Source organism: Nocardiopsis coralliicola, assembly GCF_054779695.1.
Map to the genome: position 1 here is coordinate 16,088 of NZ_BAAGXT010000028.1, position 14,365 is coordinate 30,452.

The window sequence follows — 14,365 nt, forward strand, 5'->3', positions numbered from 1 at the left end:
CCAGCGCTTTCAGTGGGCGGCCGCCCACCCGGCGCCCGGCGCCCGGCGCCCTGCCGCGGCCTCAGGCCCGGGGGCACCACTGCTCCAGTGCGTCTTCCAGGAGCCCGCTCGTACGTCCGTCCGGGAGCGCGATCCACGCGGCGTGCCCGTCCGGCCGGAGGAGGACCGCCGCCACTGGCGGGACTCCCGCGGGCGTGTGCCGCACTGCTGCAGCTCGGACCCGGTAGCCGTCCGGCGGATGCGGAGCGGGTGCGCCCGCCGACAGCAGGACGCAGTGGCCGGGACCGATGCGTGACGCGAGCGGCACCGGGGCGGCCCCGTCCGGCGCCGCCGTCTCCAGGTTGGGCACAAGGCGTCCGAGCCAGGGGTGCACGGGGGCGTCCGGCCCCGGCGTCCCATACCGGTTGTCCAGGCCGGTGACCGCTTCGGCTGCGGCGGTTGCGCCGTGCGGGCTCTCCAGCACCGACTGGAGGAGGCGCCGGACCGGCTCCAGCTCGTCAGAGCCTTCCGCGAGCAGCTCCTGGGCTCGGCAGTGTGCGATGAGGCGCGCCCCCGCCGGGTGCCGTTCGGCGTGGTAGCTGTCGAGAAGCCCCTCGGGGGCACGGCCCGCGACCTCCGCCGCCAGCTTCCAGCCGAGGTTGACCGCGTCCTCGATGGCGGCGTCGATACCGACGGCGCCGCCCGGCTGGATGTGGGCGGCGTCGCCCGCGAGCAGGACCCGGCCGGAACGGTAGCGCTCGGCCTGCCGTGCCGCGTTGCCGAACCGGGTGAGCCAGCGCGCATCGGCGATCTCGATCGGCCGGCCCAGGGCGCGGGACGCAACCTCGGCCAGCCGGTCCGCGCCGAACGGCGCGTCGCGGTCGTCCGGCGGATCCGGGTCGGCCGCCACGAGCCGCACGTGGTCGGGCCGGGGGATCGCGAAGACGGTGCCGCCCGGGCCGGTGTTCTCCCCGAACTCCACGGCGGCCGGATCGGCGAGTACGACATCGCCCAGGAGCGACACCGAAGTCGGCGCGGTCCCGGGAAACCCGATGCCGGCGCTTCGGCGGACCGTGCTGCGGCCTCCGTCGCAGCCGACCAGGAACGCCGCGCGCAGCGTGCGCGCATGCCCCCCGAACGCGAGGGATACCTCGACCCCGCTGCCGTCCTGGGTGAGGCCGGTGACGCTGCACCCGCGGAAGATGCCGGCGCCGAGCGCGCGGGCGCGCTCCTCGAGGAGGTCTTCCACTCGCGCCTGCGGAATGCCCAGGGTGAACGGGTGGTCAGTGGCGGCGCCTGCGAGGCCGAGTTCCACCGGCAGCCCGGTGAAGGGCGCGTGCGGCGCGGTCCAGCCCTCCGCGACCAGCGCTGCGGCGGCGCCCCGCCGGGCGAGCAGGTCGAGGCTGCGCGCGTTGACCGTGAACCCGCGGGAGTGCGGCGGCCGCACGGAATCGCGCTCCAGGACCGCGACGCCGATCCCCGCTGTTGCGAGATCGGCGGCCAGGGTGAGGCCGGCGGGTCCGGCACCGACGACGGCGACGTCGGCGGAGCTGGGGACCTCTGCCTGCGGGCCGGCGGACTGGGCCGGGCCGGAAGGCGCAGTCATCGGACCTCCCCGGGTGCGGGGGAGCGGTCGATGCCCTCCAGCGGGACGCCGTCGGGCCAGGGCAGTGTGCCGGTGCGGATCTCCCCGGCGGTGGCGGCCACCCACTCCAGTTCCGCCTCGAGGACGTGGAGCGCGAACTCGGTCTCGATGAGGTACAGCCGCGGGAGGCCTCCCGCCGCCTCGAGTCCGCTCCTGAGCTCGTCGGCCCGGGCGCGCAGCTGCGCGGCGCGTGCATCGAGGGCGCCCGCGGCCCGCTCGGGGCCGAGCGCTCCCAGGTAGGCCACGGCCGAGACGAAGGCGGGGTACTCGGGCTCGGGGGAGCGGATGATCGCGTCGAGCCACGAGGCCATCTCCTGCTTGCCCAGGCCGGTGATGCGGTACGGCGTCCGCTGGGGCCGGTTGCCCGCGCGGGTGCTCTCCTGCTCCTCGACCCACCCTTCGCGCGCCAGCGACCGCACGGTGTCGTAGAGCGTGCCGGTGCTGAGTTTGAAGGCGGTGTCGAGCTGCCGCTCCCGAAGTGTGGAGGCCATCTCATAGGGGTGCATGGGCTGCTCAAGGAGGAGCCCCAGTACTGCCAGGGCCAGGAGGTTCCTGGGTCGGCGCGGTCTCGGCATCGCTGCGGGCTCCCTCGGCACGATTTAGTCGGAAACGAATAGTCGGCGCCGAATATATACCGTGGGGTCCATCGGGGGAACCCCGAGATTTCCCGGAGAGTGGCAGCGATGGTGTCTGCACCCCTGTGAGGAGCGGGGTGCGGACCGCATAATGGCGGCATGAGCAGCGAGCCCGCAGTGAGCGACAGCGCTGCAGCGCCCCAGCGGCGTGCAGCCGAGAACGACGTGCGCGCGCAGGTGTCTGCCGCGCTGCGTGCGGGCCGCGAGCTCGGCCCGGAGTACGACGATGCGCTGGCCGCCACGATCGTCGAGCAGCTCGACGAGCGGATCGATGAGCGCGTGCGCGCAGCGGTCGCCCGGCAGCCGTCGGTGGCGCCCGGCTCCTTCAGTTCGGGCCAGCGGATGGCGCTCGTCGTCCTCTCGCTGGTGGCCGCCGTTCCGCTGAGCGCCATCGGCGCCGGCATGGGAGGCCCCATCGGGCTTGTCGGCGCCTGGCTCGGCATCTTCCTCATCAACCTCTTCGTCCTGATCCGCCGCTGACGCCGACCCGCCCAGCAGCGAGGCGCGGCGGCCGCGGCGCAGCGGCCAGGCCGGCGCCGGCGAACCCCCCGCACCTCCGGGGCCCGCGCCCCGGTCCCGCCCGCAGCCCGGGTGGCCTTCCGCGCCCGATACGCCTGCCCGCGGCAGGCTCCGGCCCCTGACTGACAGCCCAGTCCGGGGCGTGCGGCCCGGGGGACTCCCGCTGGCCCCCGGCGCGGTCCTATCCTTGCCAGCTGCGGGGGGGACACCGGGGGATGGCGGCCAATGGCGACGCAAGGAGCGGACATGCGCAGAGCCCTCGTACTCGGCGGCGGAGGTATCACCGGAATCGCCTGGGAGCTGGGGATGCTCGCCCGGCTCGCCGCCGATGGGCTCGACCTGACCGGCTCCGACCTCGTGGTGGGAACCTCGGCTGGCTCGATCGTCGGTGCCCAGATCACCTCCGGCGCGCCCATCGGCGAGCTCTACCAGCGCCAGCTCGCCCCGCCGAGCGGGGAGGCCGCCGCTTCGGTCAACCGCCTGCGCATCGCCCGCTTCGTGTGGGCCTTTCTGCGCGAGCGCGACGACGACCGGGCCCGCGCCCGCATCGGCCGCGCCGCCCATCGGACCGCGCGCTCCTCGCAGGAGGAGCGGCGCGCCGTCATCGCGGAGCGGCTCATCTCGCACGAATGGCCCGACGCCGACCTGCGCGTCGCTGCCGTTGACGCGCACACGGGCCGCCGCCGCGTCTTCGGTTCCGGCAGCGGCGTGCCGATCGTCGACGCGGTCGCGGCCAGCTGTGCCGTTCCCGGAGTCTGGCCGCCGATGGCGGTCGGCGGCTCGCTCTACATGGACGGCGGCCTCTACTCCACCGCCAACGTCGACCTCGCTGCGGGGTATGACAGCGTCGTCGTACTGGCGCCGGTGGCGGCAGGCGCGGGGCCGGTGGCGGCTCCGGCGGCCCAGCTGGAAGCTCTTCCCGGCGCCCCGCGCACCGCACTGGCTGCGCCGGACGCCGCGGCGCAGGAGGCCATCGGCGGCCGTCTCCTCGATCCCGCCCGCCGCGCACCCGCCGCCCGCGCCGGCTACGCCCAGGCGCCGTCGGTGCACGAGGCGCTGGCCGCTGCCTGGAACGGCGGCTGACCGCCGGCCCCGCACCGGCCGACCGGCACCGGCCGGCCGGGCCCAGCGGCGCGGATCGGCAGTGGGCGGCAGCCGGGTGGATGAGGGAAGCCAGGGCAGACCTCCCGTCCGGTGTTTCCGGCGGGCGGCGGTCCGGGCGGACGGATGCCGGGACAGCCGCTGACCGGGCGGCACGCCCTGGGCCGGTCGGGGCGGAAGGGTCGCTGGGCTGATCTAGGGTCGGTCGCATGGCATTGGAGAGTTCCGCCGAGGCGCCGCAGCCCGTGCGCGTGGTGATGCAGGCGGTCGGCGGATGGATCGGCCGGCTGGGCCGGATCTGGGTCGAAGGCCAGATCGCCGAGCTGAACCGGCGCGGCAGCACCGCCTTCATCACGCTGCGCGACCCGGTTGCCAACGTGTCCGCCCGCGTCGTCTGCCCGATCCGCGTACTGGAGGCGAACGGCGCCGCACCGCAGCCCGGGGCGCGCGTCGTGATCCACGCGAAGCCCGACTTCTACGTTGCCCGCGGAACCTTCTCGCTGCTGGCTCTGGAGATCCGGCACGTAGGCCTGGGCGAGCTGCTCGCCCGGCTGGAGCAGCTCCGCAAGACCCTCGCCGCCGAAGGCGTGTTCTCCGAGGCGCGCAAGCGCCCGCTGCCGTTCCTCCCGGGCACCGTCGGCCTCATCTGCGGCCGCGACTCGGCCGCCGAGCGCGACGTGCTGGAGAACGGCCGCCGCCGCTGGCCCGCGGTCCGCTTCGAGGTCCGCGAGGTCGCCGTGCAGGGCGACCGGGCCGTCGGCGAGGTCATCGAGGCGCTCAAGGAGCTCGACGGGCACCCCGGTGTCGAGGCGATCGTCATCGCCCGCGGCGGCGGCAGCCTCGAGGACCTGCTGCCGTTCTCCGACGAGGCGCTGATCCGCGCCGTTGCCGCCGCCGGTACACCGGTGGTGAGCGCCATCGGCCACGAGCAGGACACGCCGCTGCTGGACTACGTGGCCGACGTCCGCGCCTCCACCCCCACCGACGCCGCGAAGAAGACGGTCCCCGACGTGGGGGAGCAGCTGGAGCTGGTGCGGCAGCTGCGCGACCGGGCCCGCCGCGTCATCGCCGGAAGCGTCGAGCGGGAGCGCGCCTGGCTGCGCGGGATGCGCTCGCGGCCGGTGCTCGCCAGCCCGATCCGCGAGATCGACCGGCTTACCGAGCAGGTGGCGGGCCTGCGCGACCGGGCGCGCCGGTGCGTGACCGCGTCGCTGGACCGCGCCGGCGACGGCCTGGAGCACACGAAGGCGCGGCTGCACGCGCTGTCGCCCGCGACCACGCTCGCCCGCGGCTACGCGATTGTGCAGGGCCCGGACGGCGCAGTGCTGCGCTCGGCCGCCGACGTGGCCGAGGGCGACGCGCTGCGGTTGCGCTTCGCGGAGGATTCCCTGGCGGCGACCGCCGGGGAGAGGACCGAGCACGGCGCGTCCGCCGCGGACGCGCACGAATAGAGGGGGAGCAGGGCGAGTATGCCGAAGAAGACGCCCGCCGCGGAGCAGGGCAGCGCTGATCAGGCCGCGGCCGAGGAGCAGGGCGGCCAGGGCGCCGAGCCCGAACTCGGCTACGAAGAGGCGCGCGAGGAGCTCGACTCGGTGGTGCGCCGCCTGGAGTCGGGCGGTCTCACGCTGAAGGAGTCGCTGGCCCTGTGGGAGCGCGGCGAGCAGCTCGCCAAGGTCTGCGAGCAGTGGCTGGAAGGGGCGCGCGCCAAGCTCGCCGTGGCCATGGAGGAGCAGTCCCCGTCCGCGGCGGACGCCGACGCTCCGTTCTGAAGCGCCGCCAGGACGGCCCCGGCGGCAGGCGCCGCGCGGCGCCGGCGCGACCGGGGGTGTGCGCTGCGCGCCCGCTCGCACCCGGTGATGCCGGCCCGCAGCGGTGACCGGTGCTCCGTGTGCCCGCACCCTGCCGGCCTGCCCGGGCCAGGTGCACACGCCCCCTCTGAACGGCGGCCGGCGGGCAGCGCCGGCCGGCCCCCTGCGGCGCTGCCCGGCCGTTCCCGGCCGCTGGCCGCCGGTCCGGCAGTAGAGCGGCGGCGCGGGCGGCTTCAGTCCGGGCGGCCCGTGGCGGCCACCCCCACACCCAGCCCGATCATGGTGAGCCCGCCGGCCCCGCCGATCAGGGACATCCGGCGCGGGGAACCGGCGAACCACTTGCGGGCCGAGCCGGCCGCGAGGGCCCAGCCGCTGTCGAACACCAGGGCCAGAGCCGCGGCTACCAGACCGAGGGTGAGCATCTGGGCAGTGGCGTGCCCGCTGCCCGGCGCGACGAACTGCGGCAGCACCGCAGCGAAGAACACGATGGTCTTGGGGTTGGTGGCGCCGACGGCGAACCCGTCGGCGAACGTGCGCGCCATCTTGCGCTGCGGCGCTCCATCCGCGCCGGGGGCGGAGACCTTGTGTCGGTCGCGCCATGCCGTGGCGCCGAGATACACGAGGTAGGCGGCGCCGATAAGCTTGAGCGCCGTGAACGCCATCGCCGACCGCTCGAACACCGGGCCGAGCCCGACCGCGACCACTGCCGCAGGGATGAAGGAGCCGACGGCGTTGCCGAACGCCGTGGTGAGGGCAGCGCCCTGCCCGCGCGACAGGGCCCGGCCGATCACGAACAGCACGCTGGGGCCCGGCACGATGATCAGCACCACGGCGACAGCGGTGAAGGCGAGGAGGTTCTCCAGTGGGATGAGCATCCCTCAGCCAAGCACTGCGCCATGCCGGCCGCCACCTGCTTTTGCCGGCTGCACCGCTGGCCGGGAGAGCGCGGTCAGCCATCGGACCGGATCCACACGTAGGCCGCCGAGATCGGCACACTGCGGTGGCGCTCCCACTTCGGCTTCGCTGCGATCCACGCGTCATCGACCACCCCCTCCTCCATGCGCGCCAGCGTGAACCCGGCCGCACGGGCCGCCCGTACCTGGTCGCTGACGAGGTGGACGTGGGTGGCGATCGTGTAGGAGCTGCCGTCGGGCTCGGTGTAGTGGGTGGGCATGCCCGTCGACATGATGAACTGCGGGTGGTAGCTGACGTTCACGAACGCGCCGCCCGGCCGCAGCAGCCGCGCCGCCTCGGCGTAGAGCGGCCCCAGGTCGGCTAGGTGCTCGTCGACGAGTGAGCAGATCGCCAGGTCGTAGGCGCCGCTGTCGAAGCCGGTGTCGGCGGCATCCGCCAGCACGAGCCGGTCGTGCACGCCCTTGGCGCGGGCGATCTCCAGCATCTCGGGGGTGATGTCGGCGCCGTCGACCGCGCCCACCCCGCGCGAGCGCAGCCACGCCGCGGTGCGCCCGGTGCCGCAGCCGAGGTCGGCGGCCCGCGCGACCGATGGCCAGTCAGGCGCATCCAGCCGCTCCAGCAGGCCGATGTCCATGATGTCTTCGACGGTGCCCTCGTAGGTCTCGGCCCAGCGGCCGTACCCGGTGGCCACGTCGACGGTGGGGTAGCCGCGGGTGTCGAATTCGGAGAGTCGGATCATGCTGCGAGTGTCGCAACTCCCCCGGCCCCGGCGCGAGCAGGTTGTGCGCGCCTGTGGACAGCAGCATGTGGACAGCAGCCTGTGGACGGCGCGGCAGAGAGGGCGACTGCGGACCGGCCGCTCTGCCCCGCGCGGTGCCCTGTCCCGCACATCCGCGAAGGGATGGCTGGGGGTGGTCGCCGGCGGCGCCCGCGCGGATCACGCGGCACGGCAGCTGCGGAGGGGGCGCCGCGGGGAGCGGCACGGGGAGGGGCCCTGGCCGCGCGGCGGCCCAGGGCGGACACCCGGGTCAGCCGCGGGGGCGGCGGCCGTTGATCTCGTCGCTGAACTTGCGCACCTGGGTGGGCAGGCCGCGGAATACGGCGATGACCAGCACCAGACCGGTGCCGAGGAAGAGCGCGGGGGCGATGTCGGCGAGGCGGGTGCCGATGCCGATGGCGAGTCCGCGCACGAACCCGTCACTGCCCCACGTCAGCAGGCTCTCCGCGGCCAGTGCCGCACCGAAGTAGGCCAGCGGCGGGCTCACCGTCAGCGACAGCAGGTCGGCGGGGCGGACGAACACCGCGGCACCGACGCAGGCGGCGACGAACAGCACCCCGTTCAGCGCGGTCCAGCCGGTGGCCGTGGAGAGGAGGGCCGCTCCGAGGCTGGCGATGACGATGGTCAGCACTGCTCCCCGGCCGGTCAGCCGGACCGCCGGCGCAGCACGTGCCGGCGACCGCCGGGGCGGGGCCGCCGGAGTCGCCGATCCGGCGCCCGGCGGTGCCGCCGGCGTGGCCGTCGCGGTGGCCCCCGGTGTGCGGGCGGACGGTGGCCGCGGGCGGCGGCGCGGTGGTGTGGTGAAGAACGGGCCCCGAGGGTCCGCGGGACTTCCGGTCGTGCGCGAAGCCATGGCGGTGCACTCCCTTGTGTGACTCACAGTGTTCAGTGTGTCACTCGCGGTGAGAAATCCTGCTCTTTCTCGGGGGACGTGTCGGGGGCGCCATCCGTCGGCGCGGGGCCGAAGACGTCGCCGTACAGTGCGGAATCGGTACCGGACGGGCCGCCGTCCGGCAGCGTTTCGGGGGTTTCGGGTGAACCCGATTCTCCCTTTCCGTCCTCTTCGGAAGAGGGGGTGTCGGGGTCGTCAGCGGGTGCGGGCCGGGCAGCGAAGGCGCGCGCCCGGGCGAGCATGGCCGCGCGGGAGGCCTCGCTGCCCTGCTCGCCGTCCTTCTGACGGCCGTCCTGCCGGTGGCCGTTCCATCGGCCGCCGGCGCCGTTCTGCTCGTGCCCGCCCGGGCCGCGCTCAGCCGGTCCGCTGCGCCCGGCGCCGGGGTCGGCGTCCGCCTCCGCTGCCTCCGAGGATGCGCCGCCGACCGGGGCGCCGTCCAGCAGGAATCCACCGGTGTCGCCAGTCGGTGACACCGACGGCGCGGATGCTGCGGCGCCGTCCGCGCCCCGCCGGGCGAACGGCCCCGCAGGGAACGCGGCCCCGGGCCCCGCTTCGCCGAGACCCCCGTCTGCCGCCCCCTCCTCCAGGCGGTGACCGCTGAACTGCGCGGACTCCCCGGGCTCAGCCGCCTCAGCGGCGGCGGAAGCGCCCTCCCGGGGCACGGACCGCTCCGCGGGTCCGGCGGAAGGAGAGGCCGAGTCACCGGCCGGGCCGGCCGCGGCAGCCGCGCCGGCCGATGCCTCGCTCCCAGCCGCCGCGGCCTCTTCGACCTGCGGCTGGGCGCCGTCAGCAGCGCCCGCCGACTCCGACAGCTCCGCCGACGCCAGCGGCCGCGCCTGCTCCTCGATGCCGGACGGCCGGTCGAGCTCCCCGTCGACCAGGCCCAGCGCCTCGAACCGCCGCGCCGTCACCAGCACCCGGCTCTCCAGCGACCCCACCGTCTGGTTGTAGGCGGTGACCGCCTTCGACAGCGCCCGCCCCAGCCCGTCCACGTGCCCGCCGAGCGTGGACAGCCGCGCGTGCAGCTGCTTGCCCAGCTCGAACACCTCCCGGGCGTTCTGGCTCAGCGCCTCCTGCTGCCACGCGTACTGCGCCGTGCGCAGCAGGGAGACCAGCGTGGTGGGCGTCGCGATGTGCACCCGGCGCGCCATGGCGTACTCCAGCAGCGCCGCGTCCTGCTCCAGCGCAGGCGCCAGGAACGCCTCGCCCGGGATGAACAGCACCACGAACTCCGGTGCGGGGCTGAACGCCTTCCAGTACGCCTTGGAGGAGAGCTGGTCCACGTGTGCGCGCAGGTGCTTGGCGTGCGCCCGCATGCGGTCGGCCTGCCGGGCCTCGTCGTCGGCCTCCGCGGCCTCCAGGTAGGCCGCCAGGGACACCTTCGAGTCGACCACGATGCTCTTGCCGCCGGACAGCCGCACCACCATGTCCGGCCGCTGCGCCCCGTCCTCGGTGCGCACCGACGCCTGCTCCTCGAAGTCGCAGTAGGCGCTCATGCCGGACAGCTCGGCCACCCGCCGCAGCTGCAGCTCGCCCCACCGGCCCCGCGCCTCCGGCCGGCGCAGCGCCGTCACCAGCGACCGCGTCTCCTCGCGCAGCCGCTCCGAGCCCTCGCGCACGAACTCGACCTGCTTGGCCAGCTCGGCGTGCGCGGTGCGCCGCCCCGCATCGGCCTCCCGGAGCTGCCCCTCCACCTTCTCCAGCGTCTTCTGCAGCGGCTCCACCAGCCGCTCGACCGCCTGCTTGCGCTGCTCCAGGTCGTTCCCGGCCTCGGCTCCCACGGCGCGCATCCGGCCCTCGGCCAGCTCCAGGAAGCGCTGGTTGGTGGCATCCAGCGCCTGTGCCGAGAGCGCGCGGAACCGGTCGGCGAGCTGCTCCTCGATGTAGGCGGCGCGCTCCTCGGCGGCATCGGCGCGGGCGCGCGCGCCGGAGTCGCGGCTGCGCGCGAGCATCCAGCCGAGCGCCGCACCGATGGCGAGGCCGACCAGCAGCACCAGGATCATCTCAAGGCCGTTCATACCGGCTCATGTTCTCAATCCGCGGCGTCACCGGCGTTTCCGCCACGCCATAGACACCATGCGAACACCGTCCACAGCCGGCCCGAGGTCCGGCTCCCCGCCGCGGCGGCGATCCGGACCGGCCGCTGCACGCCGCTCAACCGGCGGTCCGGTCGGCGGCGAACGTGTCCATCAGGGCCTCCACCAGCTGCGGCATGTCGATCTCCGCCGGGGCGTACAGCCACTGCACCTGCAGCCCGTCCAGGGCGGCGACGATGAGCGCGGCGGCCTCCTCCGGCGAGAGCCCCGAGGGAAGCCGCTCGCCGTATCCGGCCGCGAGCAGCCCGGAGAACTCCGCGCGCATGCTGTGGAAGCGGTCCCGGAAGTAGGAGTGCGCGGGGTGGCCGCCGGGTGCCGCCTCCGAGCTGAGCACCGAGTACGCCTGCACGATGCCCGCCCGCTCCGTGTTGCGCCGGACCACCTCAAGCAGCCCTCTGCGCGCCCCCTCGGCGTCGGTGACGTTCGCCGCGACGGGGGCGTCCTCGCTGTCGCGGCGCTCCAGCACCGCGACCAGCAGCGCCTGCTTGCTGGGGAAGTAGTGCAGCAGGCCCTGCTGCGTGACGCCGACGCGGTCGGCGATCTTGGCCAGCGACGTCCCGTTGTAGCCGCGCGCCCCGAACGCCTCCATCGCGGCGTCCAGGATCGCGTCGCGCCGGCCGCCGGGTTCGTAGCCGGGGCGCCGGCGGCCCGACGCAGACCCGTCGTCCGCCGGTTCGCCCGGCGCCGTATTGCCCGCTGCTGTGCCCATCTGCTCCCCTCCCGCCAAAGTGCGTGAGAGGGTACCGCTGCCCGCCGCCGCTGTGCTCAGATGAGCAGAATCGGGCGGGTTTGCGGCGCCGCGGCGGTTCCAGCGGTGCGCCGAAACGCTCAGCGGCAGGTTGATAGGGCGCGTGTGGTGGGTGGCGTCCGTCGCGCGGCAGGGCAGCTGCTCACCCGATATGCCCTAACGCCGCCCGCCACTCCGCGGCCCGCCGCCACATGTGCTCGGGCACCGGCGAGGGCGCGAACAGCCACATGCTGCCGGTGCGCCCCGGCCCGCCGGTGATCGACGTCCGCGGGGCGCACGCCGTGCCGGACAGCTCGTACCAGTAGTAGTCGAGCGGCTCCAGCAGGGCCGTCAGCCGGTCGCCCGTGCTCCGCCCCGGCAGCACGTCGCAGAGCACCCAGGGCCGGAACCGGCGCAGCACCTCCAGGCTTCCGGAGATGACGTCGGGCTCGGTGGACTCGGTGTCGATCTTGATGACCGCCGGCGCCACGTTGGCCTCCTCGCGCCAGTGCGCCAGCGGCCGCACCTCCACCGGAAGGCGGCCCACCCGCGGCCGGAAACCGGGGTTCAGCGAGTTCGTCGCGTCACTGGTCGCCGAGAGATGGAGCTGTCCGGTGCCGCTGTGGTTGCTCAGCGCCAGGTCGACGACCTCGACGCCGAGCCCGTTCTCCGCCGCGATCGTCCGCGCCGTGCGCGCGGCCTGCGGCGACGGCTCGAACGCGAACACCCGCCGCCGGCTCCGCGCTGCCGCCAGCGCCGCGAACACCCCCACGTTGGCGCCCACGTCGAGCACCGCGCCGGGCCGGACCAGCTCCAGCGCCGCCAGGTAGAAGGACAGGGCGTGCGGCCGGTAGTCGGCCAGCCCGCGCCGGTGCAGCCGCGCCGGGATCGCCAGGTCCCCCGGTGCGGTGATGTGCAGCACGCCCGGACCGGTGCGCGGAGCCCCCGGCCGCACCGGAAGGGCCAGGTCGAAGCGGCGGATCCGCGGCGGTACCCGGGTCGGGTCGATGCCGCCGAGGCTGCGCGGCAGGCGGATGCGGAGCTGGCGGGTCGCGTGCCGCACCGCGGGGTGCCGCCGGACGAATGCGCGGACCTGATCTGTCACCATCGACGACTCCCCCCGAACCGCGTGCGCACGGCGCACCGGTGCGCGGCCCTCCCCCGACCGCGCATCCCGGCTTCGAACGTATAGCGCCGGGTGCCGCCCCCGCAGGGCTTGTGCTTGAGGAACGGCATGGTTTCCGAAGATCGGCGGGGAGTCTCCGAATCGTCCGCGTTGTTCTCCTGATCCGGTCACCGCTCCCCGCCCCGTGGCTGGGCCCGCTATCGGCTGCGGGCCTGGGCAGCAGCCCCTCAAGAACCATCCGGAACAGCCCTTGTTTCGGGCGGTCTGCTTCGCGATCCTCGGCCCGCCCGAATCCGGAAGCGGGGCGGCGGGGGGGAGGGGCCCACGGCGCCTCAGCGGGGTGCCCGGCAGGGGCGGAGCGCCCCGCGCTACTGCTCGCGGCGGTCTGCGGCGCGTCGCCGCCACCGCCCCGCCGCAACTAGACTCTGCACCTGTGAGTCTGTCTATCGGGATCGTCGGCCTGCCGAACGTCGGCAAGTCCACCCTCTTCAACGCCCTGACCAAGAACGACGCTCTGGCGGCGAACTACCCGTTCGCGACCATCGAGCCCAACGTCGGCGTCGTGGGGGTGCCCGATCCGCGGCTCGACGCGCTGGCCGAGATGTTCGGCTCCGCCAAGGTCATCCCCGCCACGGTCGACTTCGTCGACATCGCCGGCATCGTGCGCGGCGCCTCCGAGGGGGAGGGCCTGGGCAACCAGTTCCTCGCCAACATCCGCGAGAGCGACGCGATCTGCCAGGTGATCCGGGCGTTCGACGACCCCGACGTCACGCACGTCGACGGCGACATCGAGCCCTCCCGCGACATCGAGACGATCAACACCGAGCTGATCCTGGCCGACCTGCAGACGCTGGAGAAGGCCATCCCGCGGCTGGAGAAGGACGCCAAGCGCAACGCCAAGGACAAGGCCGCCCAGGAGACCCTCGAGGCCGCGCGTGCCGCGCAGCAGGTCCTCGACGGCGGCACCGGCCTCTCCGTCGGGGCCAAGGGCGGCGGCGTCGACCTGGAGCGCATCCGCGAGCTCAACCTGCTCACGGTCAAGCCCTTCATCTACGTCTTCAACCTCGACGGCGACGAACTCACCGACGACGCCCTCCGCGCCAAGCTGTCGGCCCTCGTCGCTCCGGCCGAGGCGGTCTTCGTCGACGCCAAGATCGAGGCTGAACTCGCCGAGCTGGACGACGACGAAGCCGCCGAGATGCTCGAGTCCATGGGCCAGTCCGAATCCGGCCTCGCCCAGCTCGCCCGGGTCGGCTTCGCCACTCTGGGCCTGCAGACCTACCTCACCGCCGGCCCCAAGGAAGCCCGCGCCTGGACCATCAAGCGCGGCGCCACCGCCCCCGAAGCCGCCGGCGTCATCCACACCGACTTCCAGCGCGGCTTCATCAAGGCCGAGATCGTCTCCTTCGACGACCTCATGGCCGCCGGCTCCATGCAGTCCGCCCGCTCCGCCGGCAAGGTCCGGATGGAAGGCAAGGACTACGTGATGCACGACGGCGACGTGGTGGAGTTCCGGTTTAACGTGTAGGCGTGCGCCCGCGGGCTGGTCTGAACCGCGACTGGCTGCTCTGACCTGGCGCTGCAGGGCAGCCCCGGGTGCCTCTTCCGCCGGACCCGGTCCGCGTGCCGGGGTCTGGCTGTATCATCCCTGGCTGTGTCAGACCGCTCTCGCAACGCGGCGATCGCCGCCATCCTCTTCGGTGCGTTCCTGGCCCTGGGCAACCACGCCGCGGGCGGGGACGACACCGCCGGCAGCGGCGCGAATGTGGACGCCGACGTGCTGTTCGACTTCGACGAGTCGGCGGTCACCAGCGAAGGCGAAGCGATCCTGGCCGAGGCGGCCGAGGACCTGCGCGAGGCTGCCGAGGGCGAAACCGTCGCCATCGACGGCCACACCGACTCCCTCGGGAGCGACGCCTACAACCAGGAGCTCTCCGAACAGCGCGCCGCGGCGGTGGAGAAAGTCCTGTCCGACGCGCTCTCCGGCGCCGACATCGACTTCGAGAGCGCCGGCCACGGAGCCGAACGCCCGGTGGCCCGGAACGAGATCGCCGGCGCAGACAACCCCGGCGGCCGCGCCATGAACCGCCGGGTGGAGATCAGCGTCTCCTAGTCTCCTCACGCTCCAGCTGTCCACCAACGCG

13 protein-coding genes and 1 pseudogene are annotated in these 14,365 nt (G+C 74.3%); 6 read left to right on the forward strand and 8 right to left on the reverse strand.

The window, feature by feature from the left end; genetic code table 11:
- Nucleotides 1-61 precede the first annotated feature (61 nt).
- Both ACYVGT_RS18590 and ACYVGT_RS18595 read right to left on the reverse strand, forming a co-directional pair.
- Entirely contained in the window at nucleotides 62-1,585 is a 1,524-nt protein-coding gene (locus ACYVGT_RS18590; RefSeq protein WP_460860053.1) for an FAD-dependent monooxygenase, read from the reverse strand.
- Nucleotides 1,582-2,199 (reverse strand): PadR family transcriptional regulator, encoded by a 618-nt coding sequence (locus tag ACYVGT_RS18595; RefSeq protein WP_460860055.1) that lies wholly within the window; start codon nucleotides 2,197-2,199, stop codon nucleotides 1,582-1,584. The genes ACYVGT_RS18590 and ACYVGT_RS18595 overlap by 4 nt, the downstream gene beginning before the upstream one ends.
- Before the next feature lie 159 nt (nucleotides 2,200-2,358).
- Between ACYVGT_RS18595 and ACYVGT_RS18600 the strand changes: the two genes are divergently transcribed.
- The 4 genes from ACYVGT_RS18600 (at nucleotide 2,359) to ACYVGT_RS18615 (ending at nucleotide 5,648) form a co-directional block, all read left to right on the forward strand.
- Entirely contained in the window at nucleotides 2,359-2,739 is a 381-nt protein-coding gene (locus ACYVGT_RS18600) for a hypothetical protein (protein WP_460860057.1), read from the forward strand.
- A gap of 285 nt (nucleotides 2,740-3,024) precedes the next feature.
- Nucleotides 3,025-3,861 (forward strand): patatin-like phospholipase family protein, encoded by an 837-nt coding sequence (locus ACYVGT_RS18605; RefSeq protein WP_460860059.1) that lies wholly within the window; start codon nucleotides 3,025-3,027, stop codon nucleotides 3,859-3,861.
- A 227-nt stretch (nucleotides 3,862-4,088) separates the two neighbouring features.
- Nucleotides 4,089-5,330 carry an exodeoxyribonuclease VII large subunit gene (gene xseA / locus ACYVGT_RS18610; RefSeq protein WP_460860062.1) on the forward strand — a complete coding sequence of 414 codons (1,242 nt, stop codon included), beginning with the start codon at nucleotides 4,089-4,091 and terminating at the stop codon, nucleotides 5,328-5,330.
- A gap of 18 nt (nucleotides 5,331-5,348) precedes the next feature.
- Nucleotides 5,349-5,648, forward strand: coding sequence for an exodeoxyribonuclease VII small subunit (locus ACYVGT_RS18615; protein ID WP_460860064.1), 300 nt, complete (start codon nucleotides 5,349-5,351; stop codon nucleotides 5,646-5,648).
- A 272-nt stretch (nucleotides 5,649-5,920) separates the two neighbouring features.
- Here ACYVGT_RS18615 and ACYVGT_RS18620 read toward each other — a convergent pair whose 3' ends face one another.
- The 6 genes and pseudogenes from ACYVGT_RS18620 to ACYVGT_RS18645 form a co-directional block, all read right to left on the reverse strand.
- Nucleotides 5,921-6,562: a LysE family translocator gene (locus ACYVGT_RS18620; RefSeq protein ID WP_460860066.1), complete on the reverse strand. Its 642-nt coding sequence runs from the start codon at nucleotides 6,560-6,562 to the stop codon at nucleotides 5,921-5,923.
- A gap of 74 nt (nucleotides 6,563-6,636) precedes the next feature.
- Nucleotides 6,637-7,341: a class I SAM-dependent DNA methyltransferase gene (locus tag ACYVGT_RS18625; protein WP_460860067.1), complete on the reverse strand. Its 705-nt coding sequence runs from the start codon at nucleotides 7,339-7,341 to the stop codon at nucleotides 6,637-6,639.
- 289 nt (nucleotides 7,342-7,630) lie between these two features.
- Nucleotides 7,631-8,011, reverse strand: a complete 381-nt coding sequence (locus tag ACYVGT_RS18630; RefSeq protein ID WP_460860070.1) for a DUF6542 domain-containing protein — start codon at nucleotides 8,009-8,011, stop codon at nucleotides 7,631-7,633.
- A 1,037-nt stretch (nucleotides 8,012-9,048) separates the two neighbouring features.
- A pseudogene (locus ACYVGT_RS18635) lies at nucleotides 9,049-10,290 on the reverse strand (DNA recombination protein RmuC); the annotation flags it as partial.
- 136 nt (nucleotides 10,291-10,426) lie between these two features.
- On the reverse strand, nucleotides 10,427-11,077 hold the full coding sequence (locus tag ACYVGT_RS18640) for a TetR/AcrR family transcriptional regulator (protein ID WP_460860072.1): 651 nt from the start codon (nucleotides 11,075-11,077) through the stop codon (nucleotides 10,427-10,429).
- A gap of 181 nt (nucleotides 11,078-11,258) precedes the next feature.
- On the reverse strand, nucleotides 11,259-12,203 hold the full coding sequence (locus ACYVGT_RS18645) for an FkbM family methyltransferase (RefSeq protein ID WP_460860074.1): 945 nt from the start codon (nucleotides 12,201-12,203) through the stop codon (nucleotides 11,259-11,261).
- A 451-nt stretch (nucleotides 12,204-12,654) separates the two neighbouring features.
- On the opposite strand from ACYVGT_RS18645, the gene ychF reads away from it, so the two are divergent.
- Together ychF and ACYVGT_RS18655 are read left to right on the forward strand one after the other, a co-directional pair.
- The gene (gene ychF / locus ACYVGT_RS18650) at nucleotides 12,655-13,749 is read left to right on the forward strand and encodes a redox-regulated ATPase YchF (protein ID WP_460860077.1); all 1,095 of its coding nucleotides are present in this window, start codon (nucleotides 12,655-12,657) and stop codon (nucleotides 13,747-13,749) included.
- Between the two features lie 126 nt (nucleotides 13,750-13,875).
- Nucleotides 13,876-14,334: an OmpA family protein gene (locus ACYVGT_RS18655; protein WP_460860079.1), complete on the forward strand. Its 459-nt coding sequence runs from the start codon at nucleotides 13,876-13,878 to the stop codon at nucleotides 14,332-14,334.
- The last annotated feature ends 31 nt before the right edge of the window (nucleotides 14,335-14,365 follow it).

Bases quoted from the DNA above. Each gene is read 5' to 3' on its own strand.
- ACYVGT_RS18640 (WP_460860072.1), bottom strand. From the start codon at position 11,077: ATGGGCACAGCAGCGGGCAATACGGCGCCGGGCGAACCGGCGGACGAC.
- xseA (WP_460860062.1), top strand. From the start codon at position 4,089: ATGGCATTGGAGAGTTCCGCCGAGGCGCCGCAGCCCGTGCGCGTGGTG.
- ACYVGT_RS18620 (WP_460860066.1), bottom strand. From the start codon at position 6,562: ATGCTCATCCCACTGGAGAACCTCCTCGCCTTCACCGCTGTCGCCGTG.
- ACYVGT_RS18615 (WP_460860064.1), top strand. From the start codon at position 5,349: ATGCCGAAGAAGACGCCCGCCGCGGAGCAGGGCAGCGCTGATCAGGCC.
- ACYVGT_RS18645 (WP_460860074.1), bottom strand. From the start codon at position 12,203: ATGGTGACAGATCAGGTCCGCGCATTCGTCCGGCGGCACCCCGCGGTG.
- ACYVGT_RS18625 (WP_460860067.1), bottom strand. From the start codon at position 7,341: ATGATCCGACTCTCCGAATTCGACACCCGCGGCTACCCCACCGTCGAC.
- ACYVGT_RS18590 (WP_460860053.1), bottom strand. From the start codon at position 1,585: ATGACTGCGCCTTCCGGCCCGGCCCAGTCCGCCGGCCCGCAGGCAGAG.
- ACYVGT_RS18600 (WP_460860057.1), top strand. From the start codon at position 2,359: ATGAGCAGCGAGCCCGCAGTGAGCGACAGCGCTGCAGCGCCCCAGCGG.
- ACYVGT_RS18595 (WP_460860055.1), bottom strand. From the start codon at position 2,199: ATGCCGAGACCGCGCCGACCCAGGAACCTCCTGGCCCTGGCAGTACTG.
- ACYVGT_RS18605 (WP_460860059.1), top strand. From the start codon at position 3,025: ATGCGCAGAGCCCTCGTACTCGGCGGCGGAGGTATCACCGGAATCGCC.